Genomic DNA, 24,634 nt, shown 5'->3' on the forward strand with positions numbered 1-24,634 from the left:
GTTATCTTGGTATTATTCCCTTTCTCTTCATTTCTCTTACAACTAATTCTCCAATCCTTGATAAGCCGTAATATTTATGATGAGTGCGTGTTTCTTTTTTTGGCTTAGATCTTCTATCTATAAATTTTATTATTTTAGCATTTTTCTCCTCAAGTAATCCTGTTCTTTCTAATTCTTCTAATTTAGGAGTAACTTCCTCTAAAGGTTTATGAAGTAATTTTGCATAAGTTAAAGCATGATCAGCATTTACTTCATCGGCAATTTTAAGTATGTCAATAGCCATTTGATCATTTTTTACTAGATCTATATACGCATCGATTAATTCTTTCTCGTCTAATTGTCTTAGAAGATGATCTCCTTCCCTTGTAAGTTTATAATATGTATGATGCTTATGAACTTCTTTACTTAACTTAAACTTAGCCTCAGTATTTTTTAGTGTAGCTCCATGAACTCTTTCAATTAGCCCTATTTTTTCAAGTTTATCTAACAAATCTACTACTTCTTGTATTGGAATTTTAGTGTTTAACATTATTGATTTTCCATAGTCTACATTAGCTTTTTTTAAATGTTTTAGTATTTCTAACATTCTTTTATCTTTTAAAATTTCTAGCAATTTTTGCTTTAATTCTTCATCCATCCTTCACTCTCCCTTCAAGAATTTTACTATTTCGTCATTAAACTTCTTAGCATCATCAAGATAACACGCGTGCTGTTTTCCAACAATTATAAGTTTAGCTGACTTTATATGGTTTAAAATTATTTCAGCATTTCTCCTTGGAGAAACAGTATCTTTTTCTCCCCAGATTAGAAGTATTGGTTTTCCGTCCAAATTTTTAAGTTTACTTTCGTAGGATGGAACGCCCACCGCTCCTACTAGTACTAAACCCTCTACCATGTTAGGATTATCGACTGCAAAACCTAAAACTGCTTCACCACCCATAGACGCTCCTAGAAGATATGCTTTTTGTATATTCAGTGTATCCATAAAATCTTTTATGAAACTTGAAAGAGAATCAAAATCACCATTTTGCGATTTACCAAAACCAGGGAAATCTACTGAAATTGCCTTAAATCCTGCTGATGAAATAGAACTTAGTGTATTAGTTTCTACCCAAGTATACGCGTTAAATCTAGCTCCGTGAAATAATAAGAAAGGTTTTCCTTCTCCTTCTTCGATAAAATGAATTTTAGCCCCTTTTACGTTAACAAAGTTATCTTTCATGAATGAATAGTTAATTTTTAAGACTAAAAAATTTGTTATCTGGTTAAAGATTCATTTTCAAATACTAGCTTTTATACTTTTCTTCTTCCTCAATCTTATTAGAAATGAAATCTATCAAACTCTTATCGATTATATTTACTGCTGGATACACTTTCCAGCTTAACACTTTTGAATATTTTATAAATGTCGAAACCTTAATATTCCATGGCGGAGAAGAAAAAAGCTGAAGAACTTTATTAAAATCCTGCAGAAGAAACACCTTTCCAGGGGATACTGCGAAGACTAAATCCACTTTTGTGGATAATGCGGTAGGTGCTAATGCATCGTTGTAAGATTCAATTATAACATTTGAATTTATAAATTTTGATACACAATGATCAGCTAAAACTGGAGAAGAGTCTATGAGTTCCCTTATTTTCTCTGGCTGCGTTTCTATAGCATGAACTTCTTCTAAGAATTCCTCTAAAGGTTTCCTTATTGAATCTGGTATGATTGAGTAAAACACTGAAGAATATAAATGATATACTTTATTACAATCATAATACCTAATCATGACTGGCACGCCTGAGCTAATTAGCTCATTATATAATCTGATATTCATTTGAATTTTTTCTATGTCTGGTGGAGAAAACAAAATTGCAAATGGATTTATCTCTTCTACTGGCATGCCAGTCTCGTCATAATATTTTAATGCATCATTTCCCGCTAGAATTTTTAGTTCTCTACTTCTTAGTAATGTAGAAAAACTATACCATACATTATGCCCAGCTACTGGCTTTAATGGTCTAAAATCATAGCCGATATTCCTTAATTCTCTCAATAAATGTAAGGAAAAAGTAGTCTTACCAGAATCAAATCGTAATAATCCATTTATTAGTATCCTCATCCTAATGATTTTCTTATTTTTGCCATTTCTAAAAGGTAACTCTTAGCTTCATCGATGTTACCCTCTTTTAATGCTATTAGTGCTAAACTGGATATTAATGCATGTTTTCTACCCACAGAGTTTGAGTCACCTATTTTAATATTAAGAGTATTTTCTGCATATGACAAATCTTCCATAATTTTCTTTATGATTTCTTCATTCACGTTCCAAGTCTCTTTCATTAAGTCTATTGATTCATAACTTACAAACCTAGCAGCAGCTTGAAGATCATGTTTAATATATTTATAATTTTTCTCTAATACATTCCATTCTTTTTCAGTAAGAGTAGACAATGAAGATATACCTATGAGTTCTGGAGGTATACCAATTGAATATAATGCACCAGTGAACGTTATTGCTCTTGGTAAAGTGACTTTACCCGTGCTCCTAGAATAACCAAACAAACCTATATGTAATTTTCTTGCTCTTCTTCTAGGCAAAAATAATGCTATTTTATTTATTACATCTGCTAAACTTTCTATTATAGGTTGATACGAAGAAGTATATACGTTAGCTATTCTATGTAATATCTTTTCTTCTTCCTCATCTAATAATTCAAATTCAGATATTTCTCTCTCATTAATCTTTCTAATAGCATTAATAACTTCATTATCCTCATAATCATATTTAAAAGCAGATTGCACTGTAAAGGTATAAACTCCCCTATATTCATCTATTACTTTTTCAAAGTTCATAGGATTAAAATGCCCTCTAAACGGCAATGAACCTACTCCTATTAAAGGAAATATTTTGATACCATATTTTTTCTCGATCTTACCTAGTCTGTTCAAAGCATATTTTACAGATAATACAGCTGAAATAAGACCATAATTCATTGCAGGATCAGATCTAGCTAAGAATACTCTCATATAAGGCGGTTTCATTGCTTTAATATATTCACCTACTATTTGGTCAATCTTAAACATAGAATCCCTATCTTCGATCAAAGGAATAATTTCGATACTTTTAGGATTTATCTCACCAATTAGATCTTTTACATAGATGTCATCAACTAATTTTACATTCTCTTTATTCACTATAGCAACTTCATAATATTTTAAAATAGCAATTAATTCTTTATAATCTGTTGTAAAAGGTAAAATCACCTCAAACACTGGTGGTGTAGGTTTAGTATTAAAGAACTTTTCGGCCAGATCATAAGTAATTGGAATACTTTCCATTGTCTCAGCAAATACTTTCTTTTCTGCTCCTTCAATTTTTGGATTAGGTATCCTATAGGTAAGGAATATGTCTCTACCTAAGATCTTCTCTTTAAAAAATTCAGGATACTGTGTTAGAAGTTTTCTCACTACATGAGTGTCAACATCTTTTCCTTCAGCATCCCACATAACCTCATCTACTTCATAATGCTCATAAGCTAAATAAGCCTCAATAACTTCACTTTCACCACTAATAACTTCGCTTCTACTCCACTCTGGTACTCTCGCATTATCTGGATGTTGGGTTGACATAGTCCTAGGTATCTTTCTCATTTCCTAAATAACTCGAGTTATGCCCTTTTAAACTAAACTATAAAAGTTGGTTCGAGTTTTGATATTTTATGCCACCAAATATTGGTGAACAAGCACCAGATTTTGAAGCAGAGTCAACACTAGGTAAAATTAGGCTTTCAGATTATAAAGGTAAATTCGTAGTCCTATATTTCTATCCTAAGTCATTTACGCCAGGATGTACTAGAGAAATACAAAGATTTTCAGAACTCTATGAAGAGTTCAAAAAACTAAATGCAGAAGTAATAGGAGTAAGTGCCGATAGTATAACTACGCAAAAAAGGTTCGCTGAGAAATATAATGCTAAATTCCCAGTTGTTGCAGATAAGGAAAAAAAGATAATTGAAACTTACGGAGTATTAAATGAAAAAGGAACTAGTGCTCAAAGAGTCACCTTTATTATCGACCCAGAAGGAAAAATCATTCAAATACTCAAGAATTTAAAGAAAGCCGAAGAACATGCTGACAAAGCTCTTGAAATAATAAAAAATAAGAAATCATGAATTAACAACTCGTTTATATATTTTTTTCTTAAATGATTCTATGGGATCATTTAATACAACCGGAATTTTATTTAAAATATCAGAAGGAGTAATATGAGGCCCTAATTCAGAGTAAGCTAAAGTCCCGGACAAACTGTTCACAAACACACCTATTGCAGCAGCATCGAAAGGAGATAATTTTTGAGCAAGAAATGTCCCTACAATACCAGTTAAGGTATCACCAGTCCCTCCAACAGTCATTCCAGGGTTACCGGTTTTATTAAGTCTAAACTCCTTACCATCACTTACTATATCTACATAACCCTTTAGTAAAACGACACAATTACATTCCTTAGCTTTCTCAACTACTTGAGCAATTCTTTTTCTTATATCTTTTTCAGTCTCTTCCTTGAAAAATATCTTAAATTCTCCAGCATGAGGAGTTATTACAGCATTTGGATAGAGCTTATACCCAGAAATTGCCTTTAAAGCATCTGCATCAATTACCGCAGGCTTGTTCTTTTCCATTAGATAGTTCACAATCATTTTTGATGCTTCTATAGTTTCTTCACTTAAACCCATTCCGGGTCCTATGATTACACTATCAGCCCTATCTATCCAGGGTTTCAATTCCTCTAAATTGTTAGGTGAGATATTTTTACCAGAAAGTTTTATAGCAATTAAATCCGGAGAATATCCGGCAATAATTTTAGCGGTCTCTTCACAAGAAGCAACGTAAACTAAATCAGCTCCAGTTCTTAATGCCGCTAATGCTGATAAAGTTGGTGCACCGGTAAAAGTATAACTACCACCTATTACCAATACTCTGCCATTATCACCTTTCTTAGATTTATAATCCCTTTTCTTTATGCTAACTACTACATCACCTGGACCAACGTAAATTTCAGCTTCTGGTGGTATTCCAATTTTCTTTACAACTACATTAAAATTATATCTCAATAACCCTTTCTTCATATCGTGAAAAGTCACTACTAAATCAGGCTTAACATATTCTCCTGGAGCCTCACCAGTATCAGCGTCTATCCCAGAAGGTAGATCTATTGAAACTTTGAAACCTTTACTCTCGTTAAATACTCTTATTGCTGTAGCAAATGGTTCCCTTGGTTTTCCCCTAAACCCTGTACCTAACATTGCATCTACTAACACATCAGCTTCAACTGGTTTCAACTCTTCAAGATCCTTTATTTCATTAATCTCAATAGAATAGTCCATGTCAAGAATAGCATTATAGTTAAAAACTGCATCTTTATGCTTATTTTCTCCTAAAACAATAACTTTTACCTTAACACCTTCACTAGCTAAGTGCCTTGCAGTTACTAATCCATCTCCTCCCTTTCCTCCATGTCCGACAAATATTACTGCATTATTCGGTTTAATCCTTGCTAAGATCTCATCTTTTACACTTCTTCCAGCATTTTCCATTAATAAAAGAGTTGGAATTCCTAAAGCCTCGCTATTTATTTCAATAGCACGCATTCTTTTTGTGTCTATCATTAATATAAAGTGTTGAGTAGGGATTTATCTCAGTTTCGGGTTACTTCTTCACCGATCAGGATTGAAGTCATTCATCACTTTATTTTAAATATTTTTATACTTAAACTATTATCCTTTACTCATGAAGGGAACAAAAACCGAAATGGGATTAAAAGAATTATTCTTAGCCAATAGTGAAGATCATTTATTCCTATATTTTTTATCAGAAAAACTTGAGGAATTGAATAAAAAAGAAGAAGCTAAGATGCTAAGAGAAAAAGCATTAGTGGAGTTAGGACATGCTAAAGGAATTTTTGAAAAAATGAATAAATATTTAGGAACAGAATATCTAAGAAATTGGCTCAATGAACTAGAAAAAACTGAAACCAAAGAGATTAAAGAGAAGTTTGCATATACAGCTACACAATATATGCTTAGCAAAATCCTTTCCGACAAAGTTACAGATGAAAAATCTAAAGAAGAATTATTAGCAAAAGCTAACGAAAAATACAATGAAGCTAAACAATGGTTTGAAGAATTACTTAAATCTGGCTCAGATTTAATGTAAGGAATACTATTTTAAAATATAAACGTAAATAGATAAACAAATCTTTATATATTCAAAGAGAAGATAGATATAAGGGGGTTTCCCAAAATGACCCTCGTAGAAGTAAAAGAAATATTAAATAAATTCGTAGAAAAAGAAAGTGAAGAACACGTAAGCACATACAATAATGTTGCATTAACAGCTAAGGCTGAAGGTTATAGTGATATAGAAGCAATGCTATGTGCATACGCTGAAGAAGAGAAAAACATTGCTGAAACAGCAAGAAAAGTTCTTGAATTGTTATCAGTAAAAGAAGTATTAAGCAAATTTGCAGAAAAAGAAAATGCTGAACATGTTGCAGAATATAACAAAGTAGCCTTAGCAGCTAAGGCTGAAGGTTATAGTGATATAGAAGCAATGCTATGTGCATACGCTGAGCAAGAAGAAGATATTGCAAGAACAGCAAGAAAAGTTGCTGGTGCACTTTAAAGCTATTTTTTGGTATTACCTTTTTCCTTATCGAAATTATTTAAGCTCTTCTATTTAATCTATTTTTATATGATAATTGGTTATGTAGTTGGTTCAGCAACTACTCAAGAAGCAAACGTGTTATTAGAGAAAAAAGTAAGATCTGGTTACTACGTTACCTTAGAATATGATGATGAAAAAGTATTAGGCTTAGTTACGTTAATTACTACTGGAAGTCCTTTAGTTGATGATAGTCTCAACGATATTGAACTTGTACAACGAATAAAACAAATGGGAAATAAAATTCCTATTTACATGAAAGCTAAAGTTAAGCTACTTTGTAAATTGGACGGAAAACTCTCTCAACCTGACTTACCTCCAGTAGCCGGAACACCTGTGAGGTTAGCAACTAACGAAGAACTAAGTACAATATTTTCTGAGGGAACTATAAGAATCGGTAAATTAATTGGAAGCGATGTTGAGGTTAGAATCAGAGTAAACGCATTAACCAGACACTTAGCTATTCTAGCTGCAACAGGATCTGGAAAATCTAATACAGTGGCCGTTCTTTCCTCTAGGTTATCTGAGGTATTTGGATCAGTGCTAATTTTTGATTATCACGGAGAATATTATGAGAGTGAGATTAAGAATCTAAATAATATAGAACCAAAAATAAATCCTCTAAATTTGACTCCAGATGAATTTGCGACTTTATTAGAAATTAGAGAAAATGCTACAATTCAATATAGGATATTAAGGAGAGCGTTCAAAAGTTTTCTTGAAGAAACTAAAGAAAAATTAAAAAATGGTAATGTAAACTATAATGAGCTTAATAATAATTTTAGGAATTTGATACTTAAAAAGGTTGATGAAGTAAGTAAGAACGAGAAAAGAAAAGATAGTAAAGATGAGGTTATCAATAAAATAGAAGACTTTCTAGATAGATACTCTGAGATTATTGACTTCACTGCTGGTGATGTTGTAGATAAAATAAAAATAGGTAAAGTAAATGTGATAAACTTAAGTTCTCTAGATGAAGATGCAATTGACGCAATAGTTTCTCACTATTTAAGAAAAATATTAACTTCAAGAAAAGAAAACAAAATGAAGAGAAAAATTGGTTTAAAATTTCCAGTACTAGTAGTTATTGAAGAGGCCCATGTGTTACTATCTAAAGATAGTAACACCCTAACAAAACATTGGGCTGGAAGAATCGCTAGAGAAGGAAGAAAATTCGGTGTAGGACTAATAATCGTTAGCCAAAGACCTAAGGGAATTGACGAGAATATTTTAAGTCAAATGACTAATAAGATAATCCTTAAGATGGTTGAGCCTTCTGATAAGAAATATGTGCTTGAAACTAGTGACAATCTTAGTGAAGATATAGTCGAAGGCCTTTCAGCTTTAGACACAGGAGAAGCCGTGATAGTTGGTAATATAGTGAGAATGCCAGCTATAGTAAAAATTGATAAGTTTGAGGGAAAACTAGCTGGAAGCGATCCAAACCTAATAGAAGAATGGAAGAAAGCTAAAGAAGAAATTGAGGAGCATGCAGATGTATTGAATTGGGGTGAGTAAGACGCAAATTTTACATATTTCTGATACGCATTTAGGTAAGAGACAGTATAATCTTGATTTTAGGGAACAGGATGTATATGATACTTTTTCACAACTTATTGATATAGCTATTAAAGAGCATGTAGATGGTATAATACATACCGGTGATTTATTCGATATAAATGATCCACCAAATAAGGCAGAAATAGTAGCTATAAGAGAACTTAAAAGGTTAAAAGAAGCTGGAATTCCATTTATAGTTATTGCAGGAGATCATGATAGTCCAAAAAAGTTTACAGCTATCTATCCTCAGAAAATATTAGAAGAATTTGATTTAATTAAATTCTTGTCTAAACCAGATACACCGTATAAATTAGGTGAAATTACTATTTATGGTATTTCACATGTTCCAAATGTTGCCAAAGAGAGACTAAAAGAATTACTTTCTAGATTAAAACCGGAAAATAAGAAAAGTATACTGCTCTTACATCAAGGTTTAAAGGAGGTATTACCCTATGAGGGAGCATGGCAGATACAAATAGACGATTTACCTAAAGCTTTTTCCTATTATGCTTTAGGTCACTTTCATACAAGAAGGGTATTTCAGCTTGATGGTGGAAGAATTATTGAGATAGCTGGCTCACCAGATATATTGAGGGAAGAAGAAATAGAAGGATATGAGAAAGAGGGAAAGGGTGCAACGCTCATAGATTTCTCTGGTGATATACCTACAATCCAGAAAATTAACATAGATGTTCGAAAGCAATATGTAGTAACTTTAAACACTAATAATCTAAGGGAAGAGATAAGAAAGTTAAGAGAGAAATATGATACAAATAATGAGAAAAAACCTATATTTCATATTATACTTGAAGGAAAGTCTATTCCTAAAAATGTCTTAATGAAAGAGCTACAAGAAATTAATAACTTTGCTCCTTATTGGAGGATATATAAAGATAATACAAAAGAGAAAGACGAAAAAGATGTTAAGATTGATTTACCAACAGATACTACAATAGAAAATTTAATATATAATTATCTAGTTAAAATTGCTAATTTTTCAGAGACTGAAGCCAGAATGATAGTTGATATAATTAACCGAGCTGATGAAAGAGAATATGTTAAGGAAGAATTAATGAAAATGATTGGTGTTGAAAATGATAATAAGAAGAATTGACATTGAAAATTTTTTAAGTCATGATAGGTCATTAATAGAATTTAAGGGAACTGTTAACGTTATAATAGGACATAACGGTGCAGGCAAAAGCTCGATAATCGATGCAATAAGTTTTAGTCTATTTAGGAAATCATTGAGAGATGCAAAGAAACAAGAAGATTTAATAAAACGAGGAGCAGGCAGAGCTACTGTAACTTTATATCTAGAAAATAAAGGTAAAATCTATGTTATAAAAAGAAATGCTCCAAATCAATATACGTCAGAAGATACAATCTCTGAACTAACTAATGATACAAGAAGAACTATTGCAAGAGGTGCTACTACAGTATCTCAAAAAATAAAAGAGCTGCTTAATCTAGATGAAGAAGTATTAAAATCTACTATAATAGTAGGCCAAGGTAAAATTGAGTCTGTGTTCGAAAATCTACCAGATGTAACCAAAAAAATATTAAAGATTGACAAAATCGAAAAGCTTAGGGATTCTAACGGTCCTATAAAAGAAGTCATGGATAAAATAAACAATAAAATTATTGAGCTTCAGAGTTTAGAAAAATATAAAAACGAAAGTGAAAACCAAAAAATTCAAAAAGAGAAAGAACTAGAAAATATAAAAAGAGAACTGGAGGATTTAAATATAAAAGAAGAAAAAGAAAGGAAAAAGTATGAGGACATAGTAAAATTAAATGAGGAAGAAGAGAAAAAAGAGAAAAGATACGTAGAACTTATATCACTCCTAAATAAACTAAAAGACGATATTTCCGAACTAAGAGAGGAGGTTAAAGATGAAAATAGACTAAGAGAGGAGAAAGAAAAATTAGAGAAAGATATACTAGAAAAAGATAAATTAATAGAGGAGAAAGAAAAAATAATAGAAGCTCAGAACAAAATTAAATTAGCCCAAGAAAAAGAAAAATCATTAAAAACGATAAAGATAAACTTAACTGATCTAGAAGAAAAATTAAAGAGAAAAAGAGAACTAGAAGAAGATTATAAAAAATATATTGAGATTAAAGGAGAACTAGAAGAGTTAGAAGAAAAAGAACGAAAATTTAATTCTCTTTCAGATAGATTAAAATCTTTAAAGATAAAACTTAGTGAAATTGAGAGCAAAATTTCTAATAGAAAAATTAGTATAAACATAGAAGAATTAGATAAGGAATTACAAAAATTAAATGAGGACCTAAATAATAAAAATCAAGAAAGAGAAAAATTAGCTAGCCAACTAGGTGAAATAAAAGGAAGAATTGAAGAGTTAAATAAACTTCTAGGAAATTTAAACCAAGTTAAGGGAAATGTATGCCCAGTATGTGGCAGAGAACTTTCTGATGATCATAAAAGAAAAATACAAAACGAAATCATAGAAAAATTAAAAGAATTAGATGAATTAAATAAAAAATTTAAATTAGAAATAAACAAGATCAATGGACTAATTTCAGAATTAAATCAGATCATAAATAAAAAGTCAAAAGAAAAGGACATAGCGATTAGGAATTTAGCAGATTATAATAATTTGTTAACACAACAACAAGAACTAAGAAAAGAAATAGAAGAAATAGAAAATGAAATAGAACGACTAAGTATATATCATGAAAAATATATAAGATTAAAAGAGGAAGAAAAAAATCTTAAACCGAAATATGAAGAGTACTTGAAGTATTACGATGTAACTGAAGAGAAGATTAGAGAGTTAGAAAGACAGAAAATAGAATTAGAAAAGGAAATAGAAGAAATTATGAATAAGGTGAGAGAATATTATAATACTGACTTAACTCAGAAAATTAGAGATATTGAAAAGAGAATACAAGAAATAAAAGGAAAGGAAAATAAGCTACGTGAATTAGATACATTATTAGCTAAAATCGAAACAGCAAAACAAAAAATTAAGCAAAACGAAGAAGAAATTAAGAAGCTAACTGATGAACTTCAACTTTTGAATTTTGATCCTAATAGATTTCAGCAAATAAAAAGAGAAAAAGAGGTGCTGGAAAAAATACTTGGCGAGATTAACAGTAAAAAAGGTGAATTATTAGGTAAAAAAGAGGTGCTGGAAAATGATATTAAAAGATTAGAGGAGCAAATAAAAGATTATGAAGAAAAATTAAAAAATAAACAAAAATTAATTACCGCTTACGATAAACTCAAAAAGTTAAGAGAGCATTTAGCAGAGGATAAATTACAGGCTTATTTAATGAATACTGTAAAAAGCTTGGTAGAAGATTCTTTAAATAGTATTTTATCTCGATTTGAATTATCATTTACCAGAGTTGAGGTTGATTTCAACGATAAGAATGGAATTTATGCATATACTACTTCTGGTCAAAGGCTTCCAGTTAATCTATTAAGCGGAGGAGAAAGAGTTTCAATAGCCCTAGCATTAAGGTTAGCTATTGCTAAATCTCTTATGAACGAGGTAGGATTTCTAATTTTAGATGAACCCACAGTAAATCTTGATGAGTATAGAAAGAAAGAGTTAATAGACATAATTAGATCAACAGTTGAAGTAGTACCCCAAATTATTGTAGTAACCCATGATGAAGAGTTATTACAAGCTGGAGATTATATTATAAGGTTAGAAAAGAGAGGAGATTCTAGTAAAGTTGAGGTGATAAACAATGATTAAGGATGTCTATGAGCTATTATTATCTAGAAAAAATGAAATTGAAAAACAGATTAGTTTGTTAGATGAGACCTCCAATAATTTGTTAAAAGAAAAAATAAAAGAAAAGTGGAAGGAATACTGCCAAACTCAAGGCAAGCTTTCTACCGTATTAGCAATAGACGGTGGAATGTGGATCAAAGAATTACGTTCTGGAATAGTTTATATAGTAAACGCTGAAATTGTGAAAGCAGAAGGATTTAATGTTACTCCTATAGATTCTAAAGCTTTGATTGGCGTTTTAAGACCTGGTAATATGGCTAAAGAGAGAGTATCACTTTTAATGCAACTGCTAGAGTTAAAATTAGGATTAAAGCACGGAGATAAAGCTGAATATATTCTCTTTGATGGAAGTATAGTTAAGAAAATTGGTAAGCATAAATTTTCAACAAAAATATCATTATTAGATGATATTGATGTGATGGACGATAAAATTTACTCATTAGAGGAAAATGATGAAGAACTTATGCATAAGTATTTAGTTGCAGAAAACCAATTAGTTATGTCTGCGTTAATTAGTAAATATAAAGGCAAACTTGTTTGGATATCCAAGAATAGTAAATCTACAGAGTTATTTCAAGAGAATATAAGTGATGTCTCCTTATTAGAATTATTTACTAAGAATTGTGGTTATACTATTGGCATTGAAAAAAAGATAAGTAGTGAAAATATTATTTCGCCAAAGGCTTCTACCATATTATCAAATGCATCATTTTATTCATTTTACACCAGATTAAAAGAAGGAGAAAAAATATTGAAAATTGAGATGTTTAACAATGAAATTGAGAATATTATTTCTATATTATCTCCTATAAGCATTAAGGGATATCCCTACCCATTATTAAAAGTTCATACTGATGTTAAAGTATCTAGACAAGATAGAGAGAGAATAAAACAATTACTTAACATAAAAAAGAAAGATATTGAATGGTGGCCTAGTCAACTTTTTTAGACTCAAACTGAATTGTGACATGATCTATATCGTATTTTTCTTTTAAAAATCTCTGTATTTTTTCTCTTTCTACATCAATCTCTTTAACAGTCATATTCTCGTTAACTTCAACATGAATAGTTGCTACTTTGATATGCCCACATATAGCCCAAACATGTATATGATGAACCCCTGGATTTATACCTTTAAGATCCTTTTCTAGTTCATTAGTATTTATTGGAGAACCTTCTAGCATAATCAAAAAAGATTGCTTTAAAGGATTTATAGACATGAAAATGCTTAGAATTACTATAGAAATTACTCCTAATAAAATAACTATATTTATAGAAGTTATGTGATATACTATAAGAACCAAAATTCCTATTATATAGGATAAGATATCAAATAGAGAGTGCAATACTACAGATTTTTTATTAAAATCTTTTTCATCTTCATTTTCTATTGAAAGTAGTAGTGGAATTACTATCATAGAAAGTATTATAGTTAATAAAGAGTATTCACTACTAGAAAAAATTAATGAAAGATATAATGTAAAAATCGAACCAAATATTATTATCATCAAATTTATTACGGCCGAAAGAACCTCTAGTCTATGTAATCCATAGGTATATACTGATGAGGAATTATTTACTATTCTCGTAACGTAATAGGAGAATGTAATAGTGAGCGCATCAATAAGGTCATGAAAACTTTCGGCTAGCGCAATCACATTTTTACCAAGGATAAATGGTATAAGAAATGCAACAAAGATCATCCAATATATTATAACGGCACGTCTCATCATAATTTATTATCTTATTGTAAAATAAAAATATTGGGTCTGGTAGGATTCACCCTCATGAGAGGCTGTTAAGCACCGATGAGTGAGGGGCCGACGACCTCTTTTTAGCTTCAACACAAACAAAAGACCCTTTATCACCATCTTCTATTCTATCCATTTTTTCAGGCTCGTCTGGTGAGAAAAATAAAGTAGACTTAATTGTAGATATTTCAAAGAATTTCTTAAGTATATTGTATAAATCTTCTTTCTTGATGAAATTTGCATGAGAATAATATTTATGCCCTTTTAATCCAAGTTCATAATAATATTCACCCCATGTAGAATTACGTGGTATAAAACAAGTTACTACTCTTTCTTTTGTAACTCTTTCTACTTCTTTATAGAATAGAGAAATATCATTTAAAAAACAAATCGTTACAGAGATAAATATACAAGGAATCGAGTTATCTCTAAAAGGAAGAAAATTTGCATCAGCTAGAATTTTATCTTCTTTCTCTCCTATTTCTTTAAGCATAAAAATTGATATATCTAGAGAGATTGTATTACCAGAAAATATTTCATGAAAAATAGCTGGACCTGCACCTATATCTAAGCAATTTTTAGGTTTAAATTCAGATACTAGTCTCTTCTCAGATTCGTAAATCTTATTATGAATTTCATACCATCTTTTATACCCTTCTGGGTCAGTAAAAATTTCCATTATTTAAATACCCTCAATAATTCCTTTAATACCTTTATTTTTATTGTGACATCATTAAGTAAGGCTATTAGATCGTCTCTTCGTCTTTTTAAAGATAAAGGATAATTAATCCCCATCATTTTATTTTCAATAAAGTTTATTTCTCTTTCTATAGTCTCTCTTAATTCTTCATAATATAATAAAATATCAAAAAGGTCTAAAGCTACTTCCTTTTCCTCATATCTAATAGAAAAATGAGGACATATAAAACATATAATAGGATGAGGATTCATTTTATTACCACTTATCCAATTTGCAGGGATATTAGTGTTAGTTATTCTAAATCTTTTACAATAAGTACCATCATAATAAGCACACAAATCTCTTTTCTTTTTACCCTCATAAAAGAGATCCTTATAATTAGGTATGTGAGAAGATAAAGTGATATCAATTAAAATTTCTCTAAACTTTTCCATCAAATAATAAACTAAGCTTTTATGTACTTAAATTTTGTATACTAATTTGATGAGCATAATTAGAGAACCCGTAATAGTGAGACCACACGATAGTTTATTACATACAGTAAAAATTATGACTATGGAGTATGTACCTAAGCTAATAGTCGCAGATGAGAATGAAATTCCTTTAGGCTCAATATCACAGAAAGATGTCCTTAATTTTATTTACAGAATGGGTGATAGAGAATTAGATAGTGTTTATGTCTCAGAGGCAATGAAAAAAGATATAATAACAGTCAATAGTTCAATTGAACCCTTAGAAGCATCACAAATAATGATAGAGAAAAAAGCACCATTATTAATAGTGATATCAGATACAGGAAAAATACTGGGCATGATTATCAAAAGTGACTTAGCTCAATATTATGCTACATTAATTAGGGGTATTCATAAAGTAAGTGAGTATATGAGTAAGAACCCAATAACAGTAAATAAGGATTCAACTCTAGATGAGGTAACAAAAATAATACTAGAAAAAAATATAGGAAGACTAATTGTTGAAGATAATGGAAAAATACTCGGAACTATTACTACAACTGACTTGTTATATCTGGCTCCAGTATTGAAATTTAAAGACCTTAAGATAAAGGTAAAAGAAGTCATGACACCAACTATTGTAGTAATGGATGAAAATGAAGATTTGAACTATGCTGCAAAATTAATGGCTAATAGAAAAGTGAAGGGAATACCTATAGTAAGCGCTAATGGAGAATTGAAAGGAATTGTTACAACTACTGATATTGTTAGAGCTCTTACCGATGAAAAAGTAAGAAAATATTTACTGGAGTTAAAATTATATACTTCTACTTTTTAATTACTTCTAGTTTATGATCAATACTATTTTCTTTATCTCTTCTATCATCTATTTTAAGTAAAGTTACAACTCGTTTAACCCCCATTTTTTCAAGTTCATCGTTTATTTCCTTTAATAAGTAGCCTAACTGTGTAATATCGTCAAGTTCTATTGTTGTCATAGAAGGGGCTGGGTAGTATCTAATACCTCTTCTATCTAATATTTCAAATACCTTTTTTACATATTTCGAAATACTCGTGGATGAAGTACCTAAGGGTTCAACCGCTATATCGACTAAAACTTTCATATACTTAATTTATATTATTATTTTTTATCTTTTTTGCTACCAAAAAACAAAGAGTATAAAGGAAATTTTAAATGGCTTTGTTATAATAGTAACTACTTGATGGAAGTAGAATTAGCTAATATATTAAGAAGTCATGGACTTAAGGTTACTCCTCAAAGGCTATCTATTCTCAGAATACTATATAAAGGTGGGCATTTTAGCGGTGAACAAATATATAATGAGTTAAAGAAAAGCGAACCTAGTATTAGTCTATCTACCGTATATAATACTCTAAATTCACTAACTGAGGCTGGCATATTAAATGCATTTGAGATAAATGGAATTACATGGTATGAAATAAAAAGAGATCTACATATTAATGTTTATTGTCAAGATACGAATCAGATAATAGATATAACTAACATAGATCTTAAATTTTTATACGAAGAATTAGAAAAAATGGGTATTTATACAAAAACATTAAATATCGTTGCTATTGCTGAATGCTCTAAGCTTTTGAGAGAGAATCAAATAGGTACTTCTTAAATTTTTGAGAATCTGCCTTAATTACTACTTCAGCATTGGGTCTTCTTTTATTTAAACCATACCAATCTATTAACATTGCACCGCGAGATCTAGAACATAACTCAACATTAACATACTTACTTACCTTTTCAATAGCAACAGAATTATCATAGGCTATCGTTACAGTTAGCGAATCTGGATGAACGCTTCCTCTGGAACCTACTGATTTAGAGTACTCTCTTAGAACTCTATTAACTTTAATGAAAAATTCAGATCTTTTAGTATTAATATCTTCTATTTTATTCCATTCTTCATCTGTTATAGTAGCGCTCTCTTCTGCTATTTCCCAAGGAACTATGGTTATATCAAATCCAGCATTTAGTACTATTTGTGCAGCTTCAGGATCTACCCAGAAATTGAATTCAGCTATTTCTGTTGTATTTCCTCTAGTAAATGCTCCTCCCATTATCCATATTTTTCTTATTCTATTAATAATTTTTGGATCTTTTAGATATGCCAATGCTATATTAGTTAAAGGAGATACAGCTAAAATCTCTAATTCTCCTTCATATTCCTTAGATAATCTAATTATTGCATCTGCTGCAAACTCGCTCTCAGGTTTCTTCAATGGACTTGGATACTCCCAATCCCCGAAACCGTTTTTACCATGAACTTCTTCAACTGTTCTCCATTGACCAAGTAACGGTCTTTGTGCACCTAAATACACTGGAATATCAGGCCTACTTAAGTACTCTAGTGTAAATAAAGCGTTACTCACCTCATTTTCAAATTTTACATTTCCTGCAACTATTGTAACTCCTAGTACTTCAAAGTAATCTAAAGCTAACATAAGCGCTATTGCATCATCACTAGCAGTATCTGTATCAAATATAGTTTTTCTCACAATATTTTGATAAGGATTAATCGGTTAAATTATTTATTCAAGATACTAAGATTTTAATACAAGCCATATTAGACTAATCAAAATTATTATAAATTTGCTAGAAAAATATGATAAATTTATATATAGTATATTAGAAATATGGCATAACATTTTTAAGGTATAAAAAGAAAAAGCACATAATGAAGGTTAGAGTATCAAATATAGGAGGAATAACTAGGGAACTTACTCTATCAGTAGAAAAAGGACTAACACTGTATAAAGCGCCAAATGCGTATGGAAAAACATCTTTAACAAAGGCATTAGTTTCTCTCTTAACTTCTTCAATAACGGCTGCAGACCTGTTAAATGTTTTTAGTGATGAAGGTTATGTAGAGGTAGAACTTGATAACAAACTATATTATAGAAGATTTCATAGAATAAAGAACAAAATAGAAGAAGAAAAGAATTTAATAATGGATGATGATAGAGCACTACTACTTTCTTATTTCTCTCCAGAGAATCAGTTATTAGCTAGAATTATTACTGGAGATGAAAATGTTGAATGGTTTATTTCAAAAACATCTAAAGTACAAGAATTAAAAGCAAAAAAAGAAGAATTAGAAAGAAAACTAACTGAACTTAAAACAAGACAAGAAGAATTAACAAAAAAATACCAAGAAATTAAAGATATCAGCAGAGAATTAGAAAGAATAAATGAGGAAATAGATAAACTAGAAAGAGAAAGAAAAAATTTACAGAAAAATGCTGCACAGACCATAATTCTTACAAGACAAAATAGGTTAACTGAGTTAAAGAGTAGAGTAGAAACTAGGCAAAAAGAGCTTAGAGATAACCAAGCTAGATTAGAAAAACTTGATAAGGAAATTGAGGAACTTAAGCAAAAAGCAGATCAAACTTTAAAAGAAAAAATTAGAAGTGAATTAACTGAGTTAGATAAAAAACTACAAGAATTAAGTTCTAAAAAGAACAGTATAGATATAGAAATCGGAGTACTTAATAGAGTTCTTGATGAAATTAAAGAATCAGAAAAAGAGCATGCATCAGTATGCCATGTATGTGGAAGCAAGGTAGACCCATCTATATGGAAAACAAGAATGGACATTATATCAAAGGAATTAGAAAATGCTAATAGAAGCAAAAATGAGCTCTTAACCGAACTAAATTCTACTATAGCTAGGAAAAATGAACTAGAAGCAAAAATCAAAGAAATAGAAAAAGCAGAAAAAATGTTAGCTGAGAAGCAAATTCAAAGAGAAAACTTAGCGATAAAAATAGAAACTATTAAACATCAAATAGCCGAGTATGAGAGACAGATAAAGGAATTAGAGGAAAAAATAAATGAAATAAATGAAATTTATTCTATGGGAGAAGGAGAAAGCGAGATTGATAAGAAGTTAGAAGAATTAAAGAAAAAGAGGGGAGACTTAGAATATCAGTTGCAAACTCTAGGAGTTTCAAGCAAGATTCTTGAAGAAATTACTACTGTGCAGAACCAGATAGAAGAAATAACAAAACAAATAGATGATTTACAAAGAGAATATATTAGAAGATTAACTGTAATTAGAGAGAGATTTACTGAGATGGCAACATCATTACTTAAAGAACTGGAATTTGATTTCACTGCTGAAATTGATAATAATTATAGACTTATAGTAAAAAGAATGGGGGCTCAACTAGAAATTAGAAAGCTTTCATCATCTGAAAGAACAACATTAGCATTAATCTTAGTATTAGTTGCCCTAAAAGAATACTTCAAAACTCCATACTTCATCGTTGATGAATCATTTATGACTTTCGATCAAAAAAGATTTGAAAAACTAGTAAAATATCTAAATGGAGTTGTAGATTATATAATCATAACGAAGAGCGATGAAATGGTACAGCTAACTAATGAGATAATTCCGGCGACCATGGCACATCAAGTTGTTTCATGAGCAATTTATTTAAATCAGTTTTTACGGCTTCTTCAACATCTGGTGGAATATTAGTTATTTCAGTAAACCAACCAACTAAGGCAACCATTCCTAACTCTTCAGCCTTTTGTTTTAACCATAGAGCAACAGCTAGACTTGCTTTAGTTGGTTTGAATATCACAACTGAAGCACCAATAGAAGAACTAGAAATTTTTATTGCATGTTTAGATACTGTTTTCCATCTAGTTTTCGTAATTATTCTTACTAACTCTTTTGCCCTATCTCTTTCACCTATTGCATAGAATATTATCATTAATCTAAAAAACGAATTCTAAGTACTTAAATCTATTTACAAAATATGAGCACAATGTTTCTCGTTTAATAAGAACTTGTACTTATCTTTTAATGCTATCATTTTTCTCAAAAATAAGATTATCAACCAACTATAATATGTATTAATCCCTTTAGTGTGATTTAATGAATTAAAATTTCAATTTTGTAACCTAATTTATTATATAAGAGACAAGAAAATATATTGCAAATTATATAATCATTCTACATTATCCAGATCCTGCACCACAACCACAGTACCCGTATTCATCAATTTCCATACCACATACTGGACAAACATAACCAGAACCTTTTACATCGGCAGCTTCTTTTTTAAATTGAAAGAAATGAGGATCTAATATAGCCTTTGATAAATCTCTAATAGATACTATACCTATAACCTTTCCGTCTTTACCTATTATAGGTAAATGTCTGAATCCATGATCTAACATAATTTCTAATGCATCTGTAATTGGTGTATCCTCAGTAACTCCTATTACATTTCTCGTCATATAGTCTTTAACTTTAGCATCTAATTTACCTTCAGCTACAACTTTCACTATATCTCTTTCAGTTATTATGCCAACAATCTTATCATTGTCATCAATCACAACTAGCGCTCCTAGATTATGCTTTTTCATTTCTTCGGCCGCGGTTTTTACGCTATCATTTTCTTTTATGACATGAACAACTTTATTTCCTATAACACCAATAGTAGTGTCCATATTATTTATACTGTATTTACAGTTGAAAAATCTTTCTTACGATAATAATATTAAGATTAAACGTAAAAAAGATTTGATGACATTAATTGTATTCATTAGACACGGTCAATCTATTTCGAACGTAAATAGGATTTTATCAGACGATATAAATAGTTATCCTTTAACTGATGAAGGAAGAAGGCAAGTTTACAACACCGCAAATGAACTTAAAAAAATATCACCTAAAAAAATATACAGTAGTCCAGTTTTAAGGGCTTACCAAACAGCTATGATAATAGGCGAGGTTTTAAATATCATCCCTATTATAGATGATAGGTTACGAGAAAGAGAACTAGGAGAATTAAATAATACTAAAATAGACCAATTTGACCATTGGAAATTAAGAGTAGCAAGAAAAGAGCTTAATGTAAAAGGAGTAGAACCGTGGGATTCATTAAAGAGAAGAATGGTTAACTTTGTAGAAAGCGTAATAAAAGAAAAAGAAACAGTAATTGCAGTTAGCCATTTTGATCCTATTAGAGCTTTTTTAGCCTATGTTTTAGATCTTGATGATATTTCAGCGTGGGGACTACATATTCCTAATGCCAGCATAACTATTGTTAGATGTGAGAGTATTAATAATTGTAGAATTTTATCTGTTGGTGCACCAATAATTACTAATGAATTATTATCTAAACTTGAAGTTTAATTTATAAGTGGCTAGTAAATTAACTATCTTTTCTCTGATCTTCGAGTTTACATTATCAAACATAACCGTGTCAATCTTTTCTATTGTATTATTAACTGTTTGTAATATAACTTCGTTAGAAAGTTCTGCGAGATAGTATTTAGAGATTATATGCCCTACACAACTCTTTTCGGCTAATAGAGAAAAATATGGGGTATAATGTGTCCCTCCGAAACCTACTATTTTATTTTCACATTCTATGTCCTTATATTTATCTATACCTCTTAATGTAGCTTCTATTAAAGTTTTTACAAGTTCCTTGTTTTCCCAATATTCCTTAGAACTACCTATCTCTACAAAGATGATTGGTATATGTTGATATGTGGGTCCGTGATGTGTAGCCTCTATGGCTTTTTCTATATCTATATTAATTTTTCTTATTTCCCTATAAATTGAAGTCAACAGTGAAGGAAAAGCTATACCTAATTTCTTTGGCTCTCCACCCATTGTCTTATCAATAGGATTACCAGGATAATGCACAGTTAAGGATGGTATTTTAGAAGAGCTCTCATGTCTTGAAAAAACTACTATAACGTCTCCCTTTTCGTATCTAAAGTCTATAATGTCTTCATTAATTTCTTCAAACTTGTATCCAAGTTCTTTTATCGTTTTACCTACAGCATCTTGAATTGAGTAAATAATTCTGATATCCATTCTACATCTCCTCGATTATTCTTAAAGCTTCTTTAGCTAAATAAGGTGCTAAGGCAAAACCAAATCTGAAACCGGTAACTATTACAGCATTTTTATATATTTTTTTAACTATTGGTTCGCCGTCACTAGATACGCTTCTAATTCCCACTCTTATCTTCAAATCTATATCTAAGGGAAAAATTTGAGATAACGTGTAAATATGGTCTTTAATTATTTCATAGTCAAAAGAAAGAGAAGAATCATTAATAGAGTCTCCATTTATATAAAGATTATTTTCTCCTTTTACCATTATTTTCCCTTTATAATGAATAATTCCAGTTAAACTATAGGGAGATTTTGTAATCACAAGATGTCCTTTATAAGGAATAAGATCAATTGGATATAGTTCCTTAATTCCATATCCTCCCGCAATTATTAATCTTTTAATCGCTATTTTTTCACCAGAACTTAATTTTATATATTTAATTTCATCATTTTTTACATCTATAGCAACAACTTTTTTCCCGAATTTAATATTACTCTCAAGAGCTAGTTTTTTAATTAATTCCTCACCTTCAATAAAGAAACTATTTTCTATTTTTCTAAGCGTACTATTTATCCTTAGATTTGGTTCTAAATTTGCTAATTCATCTTCACTTATTACGTTATTACTAAGTTCTTTATCTGTTAAAGTATATACTCTTTTATGAAAGATATTGTATTTATTACCCATTTCTTCATAAAAATTTATGGAATTTTCACAAATTTGTTTATATTTCCCACATAAAGGAGGTATAATTGTCCATAAACTTGCATTAGAATTAAGTTTTTCTATCCCTCTTACGTCTTCATATATCTCACTTTCTCCATTAAAAAGCTTTGATATAAGTAGTCCCGTGATTCCAGAACCTATTATAGTTAAATCAGCCATAAATTATTTATAAAAGATAAGATAAAATAAACTTTTTAAATGACGAGTAAAGATAAAATTAGTATGACAACTGAGAAAGACCCTGAATTAGGAAAATTGCTAGAGAAGAAAGCCAAAGAACTTATGAGCCAAAAGCCTAAAGGAGAAGTAATTCATTTAGATAGTAAAAACTTTGACTCTTTCTTAGCTTCGCACAAAATCGCAGTAGTTGATTTTTGGGCAGAGTGGTGTGCACCATGTTTAATCCTTGCACCCATAATTGAGGAATTAGCAGAAGATTATCCACAAGTTGGATTTGGAAAGTTAAACAGCGACGAAAATCCAGATATTGCCGCAAGATATGGTGTCATGAGTCTACCTACAGTTATCTTCTTTAAAGATGGTGAACCAGTAGATGAAATTATAGGTGCTGTTCCAAGAGAAGAAATAGAGATAAGAATTAAGAATTTATTAGGTGAATAAAATTGAAACCAATTCTTCTTGGTATTCCAGGACTAAGTTATTCTAGTTTTATGAAATGTAATCCTAGATTTTTAATGATGCTCTTTAGTAGTACATTTAGAGGAGTTGTAGTTAATAAAGAGTTAAATTATCATCCTACTCCAGCGTGGCTATCAATACTCCAAATGGAGTACGTAAAAACTGACCAATTTCTCACTAATGTACCAGAATTAAAATTAGCTAAGTTAACCAATTCAGTTTTAATTAATATACCGATAACTAATCCTACTTATGGAGAAGTAAATTTACCTTATAATAATTCATTATCTACTAGCGAAGAAATAGAAAAAGTAAAGAAGGCTATCTTTGAGTATATTGATGATTATCCAGTTATTGTTAGTGTAAATGCAATAGATAGAATATTACTTAATGATGGAAAGGAAAGTAAATGTGAAATATATAAGATTATAGATGGATTCGTTAAAGAAGTAATTAATAAAGTAGAGGATTTCATACTTTTCTCTCCTTATGGTGAACCAAAAGAAAATGGTATTAGAGAACAATACGGAATATATCTAGCTTCAGTACCAAGACCGAATGAGCATGATACTGTAAAATTGCCTGAGATAGGGAAATTATTCTTAGGATTAGTAGGAAGATAATACATAAAGAATATGAGTATTTATTTTCAATATATTATCATTTCACAAATTTAGTAATCAGTAAATTTCCATTTAAAATATGATTCATAATTCCTTGAATAGCTGTTAATCCTATTAAAGAACATATTACTAAGTACTTTCATAGTACTCCTAAGTAAAGAGAAGCTTCACTAAATGACATTATTAAAGATATTTAGAAGGATTATAAACATAAAGTAACTTTTATTAGAAACAAAACTTTCTTTGCGCAAGATTGTAGCTATTCTATTTTATTATAGAATGGGTAAAGTGCAGCTATTACTGGTTGAATATAAAGTTCTTTTCTTGTAATCACTTTAGTTAAATATCCTATTGCACCTTCATGTTGTTTGCTATCCTTAGTTGAAAAAATTAAATCTGTAGCTTCTCCTAATTCTCTACCTTCAAGAATATGTTTAACCATACTATACGGAAGAGAAAATGCCATTGAAAAAGAAAAATTTTCTAATCCTTCTTTATTCGCAGCATAAACCACAGCAAATGCTAAGTATTTATTTTCATAATAACAAATACCTCCTTCGATTCCTATTCCTATATCTGCATTTGTTGCGTTTAAAGCATTATAAGCCCTATTTTTAGCACCAACAAAAGTCTCATGGCAAAAAGGTTGAGAAGAAACTCCAGATTCAACATTTACGCTTATTACGTCAGCATTAAGGCCTATAATCTTTAAAGCTTCCTTTACAGCCTCAACTTTAGCTTTGTTTGTGGAACCTATTGCGACAAACATTTTTATTATCCACATATAAGAAAGGA

At 30.2% G+C, this 24,634-nt stretch carries 28 protein-coding genes; 13 read left to right on the forward strand and 15 right to left on the reverse strand.

Translation table 11 applies throughout. The features are described from left to right. Window position 1 precedes the first annotated feature (1 nt). The 4 genes from STK_RS11630 to ppcA all read right to left on the reverse strand — a co-directional run bounded on the left by STK_RS11630 (window position 2) and on the right by ppcA (window position 3,640). Window positions 2–637: a DUF2250 domain-containing protein gene (locus STK_RS11630; protein WP_010980177.1), complete on the reverse strand. Its 636-nt coding sequence runs from the start codon at window positions 635–637 to the stop codon at window positions 2–4. Between the two features lie 3 nt (window positions 638–640). Further along, a complete protein-coding gene (locus tag STK_RS11635; RefSeq protein WP_010980178.1) occupies window positions 641–1,222 on the reverse strand; it encodes an alpha/beta fold hydrolase in 582 nt (193 codons plus the stop codon). A gap of 64 nt (window positions 1,223–1,286) precedes the next feature. Further along, a complete protein-coding gene (locus tag STK_RS11640) occupies window positions 1,287–2,108 on the reverse strand; it encodes a hypothetical protein (RefSeq protein ID WP_010980179.1) in 822 nt (273 codons plus the stop codon). Next, on the reverse strand, window positions 2,105–3,640 hold the full coding sequence (gene ppcA / locus STK_RS11645) for a phosphoenolpyruvate carboxylase (RefSeq protein ID WP_010980180.1): 1,536 nt from the start codon (window positions 3,638–3,640) through the stop codon (window positions 2,105–2,107). The genes STK_RS11640 and ppcA overlap by 4 nt, the downstream gene beginning before the upstream one ends. A 68-nt stretch (window positions 3,641–3,708) precedes the next feature. On the opposite strand from ppcA, the gene STK_RS11650 reads away from it, so the two are divergent. Beyond that, a complete protein-coding gene (locus STK_RS11650) occupies window positions 3,709–4,161 on the forward strand; it encodes a peroxiredoxin (RefSeq protein ID WP_010980181.1) in 453 nt (150 codons plus the stop codon). Here STK_RS11650 and STK_RS11655 read toward each other — a convergent pair. Next, window positions 4,156–5,655 carry a bifunctional ADP-dependent NAD(P)H-hydrate dehydratase/NAD(P)H-hydrate epimerase gene (locus tag STK_RS11655; RefSeq protein ID WP_010980182.1) on the reverse strand — a complete coding sequence of 500 codons (1,500 nt, stop codon included), beginning with the start codon at window positions 5,653–5,655 and terminating at the stop codon, window positions 4,156–4,158. The two genes, STK_RS11650 and STK_RS11655, sit on opposite strands and share 6 nt — an antisense overlap. Before the next feature lie 121 nt (window positions 5,656–5,776). Between STK_RS11655 and STK_RS11660 the strand changes: the two genes are divergently transcribed. The 6 genes from STK_RS11660 (at window position 5,777) to nurA (ending at window position 12,991) form a co-directional block, all read left to right on the forward strand. After that, a complete protein-coding gene (locus tag STK_RS11660; RefSeq protein WP_010980183.1) occupies window positions 5,777–6,202 on the forward strand; it encodes a hypothetical protein in 426 nt (141 codons plus the stop codon). An 87-nt stretch (window positions 6,203–6,289) separates the two neighbouring features. Next, a complete protein-coding gene (locus tag STK_RS11665) occupies window positions 6,290–6,670 on the forward strand; it encodes a hypothetical protein (RefSeq protein ID WP_010980184.1) in 381 nt (126 codons plus the stop codon). Window positions 6,671–6,739: 69 nt separating this feature from the next. After that, complete coding sequence (herA, locus tag STK_RS11670; RefSeq protein ID WP_010980185.1) at window positions 6,740–8,227, forward strand: DNA double-strand break repair helicase HerA; 1,488 nt, start codon at window positions 6,740–6,742, stop codon at window positions 8,225–8,227. Then, the gene (mre11, locus tag STK_RS11675) at window positions 8,220–9,383 is read left to right on the forward strand and encodes a DNA double-strand break repair protein Mre11 (RefSeq protein ID WP_010980186.1); all 1,164 of its coding nucleotides are present in this window, start codon (window positions 8,220–8,222) and stop codon (window positions 9,381–9,383) included. Before herA ends, mre11 begins: the two co-directional genes overlap by 8 nt. After that, window positions 9,364–12,003, forward strand: coding sequence for a DNA double-strand break repair ATPase Rad50 (gene rad50, locus STK_RS11680; protein ID WP_052846723.1), 2,640 nt, complete (start codon window positions 9,364–9,366; stop codon window positions 12,001–12,003). Before mre11 ends, rad50 begins: the two co-directional genes overlap by 20 nt. Beyond that, window positions 11,996–12,991, forward strand: coding sequence for a DNA double-strand break repair nuclease NurA (gene nurA / locus STK_RS11685; protein ID WP_010980188.1), 996 nt, complete (start codon window positions 11,996–11,998; stop codon window positions 12,989–12,991). The genes rad50 and nurA overlap by 8 nt, the downstream gene beginning before the upstream one ends. On the opposite strand, the gene STK_RS11690 is transcribed toward nurA, so the two are convergent. The 3 genes from STK_RS11690 to STK_RS11700 are packed head-to-tail and all read right to left on the reverse strand — an operon-like array spanning window position 12,975 to window position 14,927. Continuing rightward, window positions 12,975–13,772, reverse strand: a complete 798-nt coding sequence (locus STK_RS11690; protein ID WP_052846724.1) for a cation diffusion facilitator family transporter — start codon at window positions 13,770–13,772, stop codon at window positions 12,975–12,977. The genes nurA and STK_RS11690 overlap by 17 nt on opposite strands. A 55-nt stretch (window positions 13,773–13,827) precedes the next feature. After that, a complete protein-coding gene (locus STK_RS11695; RefSeq protein ID WP_010980190.1) occupies window positions 13,828–14,472 on the reverse strand; it encodes a methyltransferase domain-containing protein in 645 nt (214 codons plus the stop codon). Continuing rightward, the gene (locus STK_RS11700; RefSeq protein WP_010980191.1) at window positions 14,472–14,927 is read right to left on the reverse strand and encodes a hypothetical protein; all 456 of its coding nucleotides are present in this window, start codon (window positions 14,925–14,927) and stop codon (window positions 14,472–14,474) included. Before STK_RS11700 ends, STK_RS11695 begins: the two co-directional genes overlap by 1 nt. A 49-nt stretch (window positions 14,928–14,976) precedes the next feature. On the opposite strand from STK_RS11700, the gene STK_RS11705 reads away from it, so the two are divergent. After that, the gene (locus tag STK_RS11705) at window positions 14,977–15,783 is read left to right on the forward strand and encodes a CBS domain-containing protein (protein ID WP_010980192.1); all 807 of its coding nucleotides are present in this window, start codon (window positions 14,977–14,979) and stop codon (window positions 15,781–15,783) included. On the opposite strand, the gene STK_RS11710 is transcribed toward STK_RS11705, so the two are convergent. Then, complete coding sequence (locus STK_RS11710; protein ID WP_010980193.1) at window positions 15,773–16,069, reverse strand: MTH1187 family thiamine-binding protein; 297 nt, start codon at window positions 16,067–16,069, stop codon at window positions 15,773–15,775. The genes STK_RS11705 and STK_RS11710 overlap by 11 nt on opposite strands. Window positions 16,070–16,168: 99 nt before the next feature. Here STK_RS11710 and STK_RS11715 point away from each other — a divergent pair, with 99 nt between their 5' ends. Beyond that, a complete protein-coding gene (locus STK_RS11715; protein ID WP_010980194.1) occupies window positions 16,169–16,594 on the forward strand; it encodes a Fur family transcriptional regulator in 426 nt (141 codons plus the stop codon). On the opposite strand, the gene STK_RS11720 is transcribed toward STK_RS11715, so the two are convergent. Then, on the reverse strand, window positions 16,557–17,477 hold the full coding sequence (locus STK_RS11720; protein WP_010980195.1) for a nucleoside hydrolase: 921 nt from the start codon (window positions 17,475–17,477) through the stop codon (window positions 16,557–16,559). The two genes, STK_RS11715 and STK_RS11720, sit on opposite strands and share 38 nt — an antisense overlap. A gap of 179 nt (window positions 17,478–17,656) precedes the next feature. Between STK_RS11720 and STK_RS11725 the strand changes: the two genes are divergently transcribed. Then, the gene (locus STK_RS11725; protein ID WP_010980196.1) at window positions 17,657–19,411 is read left to right on the forward strand and encodes an archaea-specific SMC-related protein; all 1,755 of its coding nucleotides are present in this window, start codon (window positions 17,657–17,659) and stop codon (window positions 19,409–19,411) included. Here the strand turns inward: STK_RS11725 and STK_RS11730 are convergent. Further along, window positions 19,365–19,703, reverse strand: coding sequence for a hypothetical protein (locus STK_RS11730; protein WP_010980197.1), 339 nt, complete (start codon window positions 19,701–19,703; stop codon window positions 19,365–19,367). The genes STK_RS11725 and STK_RS11730 overlap by 47 nt on opposite strands. 247 nt (window positions 19,704–19,950) lie before the next feature. Next, window positions 19,951–20,445: a CBS domain-containing protein gene (locus tag STK_RS11735; RefSeq protein WP_010980198.1), complete on the reverse strand. Its 495-nt coding sequence runs from the start codon at window positions 20,443–20,445 to the stop codon at window positions 19,951–19,953. Window positions 20,446–20,521: 76 nt separating this feature from the next. On the opposite strand from STK_RS11735, the gene STK_RS11740 reads away from it, so the two are divergent. After that, window positions 20,522–21,133: a 2,3-diphosphoglycerate-dependent phosphoglycerate mutase gene (locus STK_RS11740; RefSeq protein WP_052846725.1), complete on the forward strand. Its 612-nt coding sequence runs from the start codon at window positions 20,522–20,524 to the stop codon at window positions 21,131–21,133. Here STK_RS11740 and STK_RS11745 read toward each other — a convergent pair. Further along, on the reverse strand, window positions 21,113–21,826 hold the full coding sequence (locus tag STK_RS11745; RefSeq protein WP_010980200.1) for a D-aminoacyl-tRNA deacylase: 714 nt from the start codon (window positions 21,824–21,826) through the stop codon (window positions 21,113–21,115). The genes STK_RS11740 and STK_RS11745 overlap by 21 nt on opposite strands. Before the next feature lies 1 nt (window position 21,827). Continuing rightward, window positions 21,828–22,736 carry an NAD(P)/FAD-dependent oxidoreductase gene (locus STK_RS11750; protein WP_010980201.1) on the reverse strand — a complete coding sequence of 303 codons (909 nt, stop codon included), beginning with the start codon at window positions 22,734–22,736 and terminating at the stop codon, window positions 21,828–21,830. A 63-nt stretch (window positions 22,737–22,799) separates the two neighbouring features. On the opposite strand from STK_RS11750, the gene trxA reads away from it, so the two are divergent. Then, window positions 22,800–23,198 carry a thioredoxin gene (trxA, locus tag STK_RS11755; RefSeq protein ID WP_052846726.1) on the forward strand — a complete coding sequence of 133 codons (399 nt, stop codon included), beginning with the start codon at window positions 22,800–22,802 and terminating at the stop codon, window positions 23,196–23,198. A 2-nt stretch (window positions 23,199–23,200) separates the two neighbouring features. Continuing rightward, entirely contained in the window at window positions 23,201–23,839 is a 639-nt protein-coding gene (locus STK_RS11760) for a hypothetical protein (protein ID WP_052846727.1), read from the forward strand. 259 nt (window positions 23,840–24,098) lie between these two features. On the opposite strand, the gene yjjX is transcribed toward STK_RS11760, so the two are convergent. Then, window positions 24,099–24,623 (reverse strand): inosine/xanthosine triphosphatase, encoded by a 525-nt coding sequence (yjjX, locus tag STK_RS11765; RefSeq protein ID WP_010980204.1) that lies wholly within the window; start codon window positions 24,621–24,623, stop codon window positions 24,099–24,101. Window positions 24,624–24,634: the final 11 nt, after the last annotated feature.

The sequence above is a fragment of the Sulfurisphaera tokodaii str. 7 genome, assembly GCF_000011205.1.
GTDB classification, from domain to species: Archaea; Thermoproteota; Thermoprotei_A; order Sulfolobales; family Sulfolobaceae; genus Sulfurisphaera; species Sulfurisphaera tokodaii.

Excerpts from the sequence above, each read along its gene's own strand:
- STK_RS11630 (WP_010980177.1), bottom strand. The coding sequence starts at position 637 with ATGGATGAAGAATTAAAGCAAAAATTGCTAGAAATTTTAAAAGATAAA.
- STK_RS11635 (WP_010980178.1), bottom strand. The coding sequence starts at position 1,222 with ATGAAAGATAACTTTGTTAACGTAAAAGGGGCTAAAATTCATTTTATC.
- STK_RS11640 (WP_010980179.1), bottom strand. The coding sequence starts at position 2,108 with ATGAGGATACTAATAAATGGATTATTACGATTTGATTCTGGTAAGACT.
- ppcA (WP_010980180.1), bottom strand. The coding sequence starts at position 3,640 with ATGAGAAAGATACCTAGGACTATGTCAACCCAACATCCAGATAATGCG.
- STK_RS11650 (WP_010980181.1), top strand. The coding sequence starts at position 3,709 with ATGCCACCAAATATTGGTGAACAAGCACCAGATTTTGAAGCAGAGTCA.
- STK_RS11655 (WP_010980182.1), bottom strand. The coding sequence starts at position 5,655 with ATGATAGACACAAAAAGAATGCGTGCTATTGAAATAAATAGCGAGGCT.
- STK_RS11660 (WP_010980183.1), top strand. The coding sequence starts at position 5,777 with ATGAAGGGAACAAAAACCGAAATGGGATTAAAAGAATTATTCTTAGCC.
- STK_RS11665 (WP_010980184.1), top strand. The coding sequence starts at position 6,290 with ATGACCCTCGTAGAAGTAAAAGAAATATTAAATAAATTCGTAGAAAAA.
- herA (WP_010980185.1), top strand. The coding sequence starts at position 6,740 with ATGATAATTGGTTATGTAGTTGGTTCAGCAACTACTCAAGAAGCAAAC.
- rad50 (WP_052846723.1), top strand. The coding sequence starts at position 9,364 with ATGATAATAAGAAGAATTGACATTGAAAATTTTTTAAGTCATGATAGG.
- nurA (WP_010980188.1), top strand. The coding sequence starts at position 11,996 with ATGATTAAGGATGTCTATGAGCTATTATTATCTAGAAAAAATGAAATT.
- STK_RS11690 (WP_052846724.1), bottom strand. The coding sequence starts at position 13,772 with ATGAGACGTGCCGTTATAATATATTGGATGATCTTTGTTGCATTTCTT.
- STK_RS11695 (WP_010980190.1), bottom strand. The coding sequence starts at position 14,472 with ATGGAAATTTTTACTGACCCAGAAGGGTATAAAAGATGGTATGAAATT.
- STK_RS11700 (WP_010980191.1), bottom strand. The coding sequence starts at position 14,927 with ATGGAAAAGTTTAGAGAAATTTTAATTGATATCACTTTATCTTCTCAC.
- STK_RS11705 (WP_010980192.1), top strand. The coding sequence starts at position 14,977 with ATGAGCATAATTAGAGAACCCGTAATAGTGAGACCACACGATAGTTTA.
- STK_RS11710 (WP_010980193.1), bottom strand. The coding sequence starts at position 16,069 with ATGAAAGTTTTAGTCGATATAGCGGTTGAACCCTTAGGTACTTCATCC.
- STK_RS11715 (WP_010980194.1), top strand. The coding sequence starts at position 16,169 with ATGGAAGTAGAATTAGCTAATATATTAAGAAGTCATGGACTTAAGGTT.
- STK_RS11725 (WP_010980196.1), top strand. The coding sequence starts at position 17,657 with ATGAAGGTTAGAGTATCAAATATAGGAGGAATAACTAGGGAACTTACT.
- STK_RS11730 (WP_010980197.1), bottom strand. The coding sequence starts at position 19,703 with ATGATAATATTCTATGCAATAGGTGAAAGAGATAGGGCAAAAGAGTTA.
- STK_RS11735 (WP_010980198.1), bottom strand. The coding sequence starts at position 20,445 with ATGGACACTACTATTGGTGTTATAGGAAATAAAGTTGTTCATGTCATA.
- STK_RS11740 (WP_052846725.1), top strand. The coding sequence starts at position 20,522 with ATGACATTAATTGTATTCATTAGACACGGTCAATCTATTTCGAACGTA.
- STK_RS11745 (WP_010980200.1), bottom strand. The coding sequence starts at position 21,826 with ATGGATATCAGAATTATTTACTCAATTCAAGATGCTGTAGGTAAAACG.
- STK_RS11750 (WP_010980201.1), bottom strand. The coding sequence starts at position 22,736 with ATGGCTGATTTAACTATAATAGGTTCTGGAATCACGGGACTACTTATA.
- trxA (WP_052846726.1), top strand. The coding sequence starts at position 22,800 with ATGACAACTGAGAAAGACCCTGAATTAGGAAAATTGCTAGAGAAGAAA.
- yjjX (WP_010980204.1), bottom strand. The coding sequence starts at position 24,623 with ATGTGGATAATAAAAATGTTTGTCGCAATAGGTTCCACAAACAAAGCT.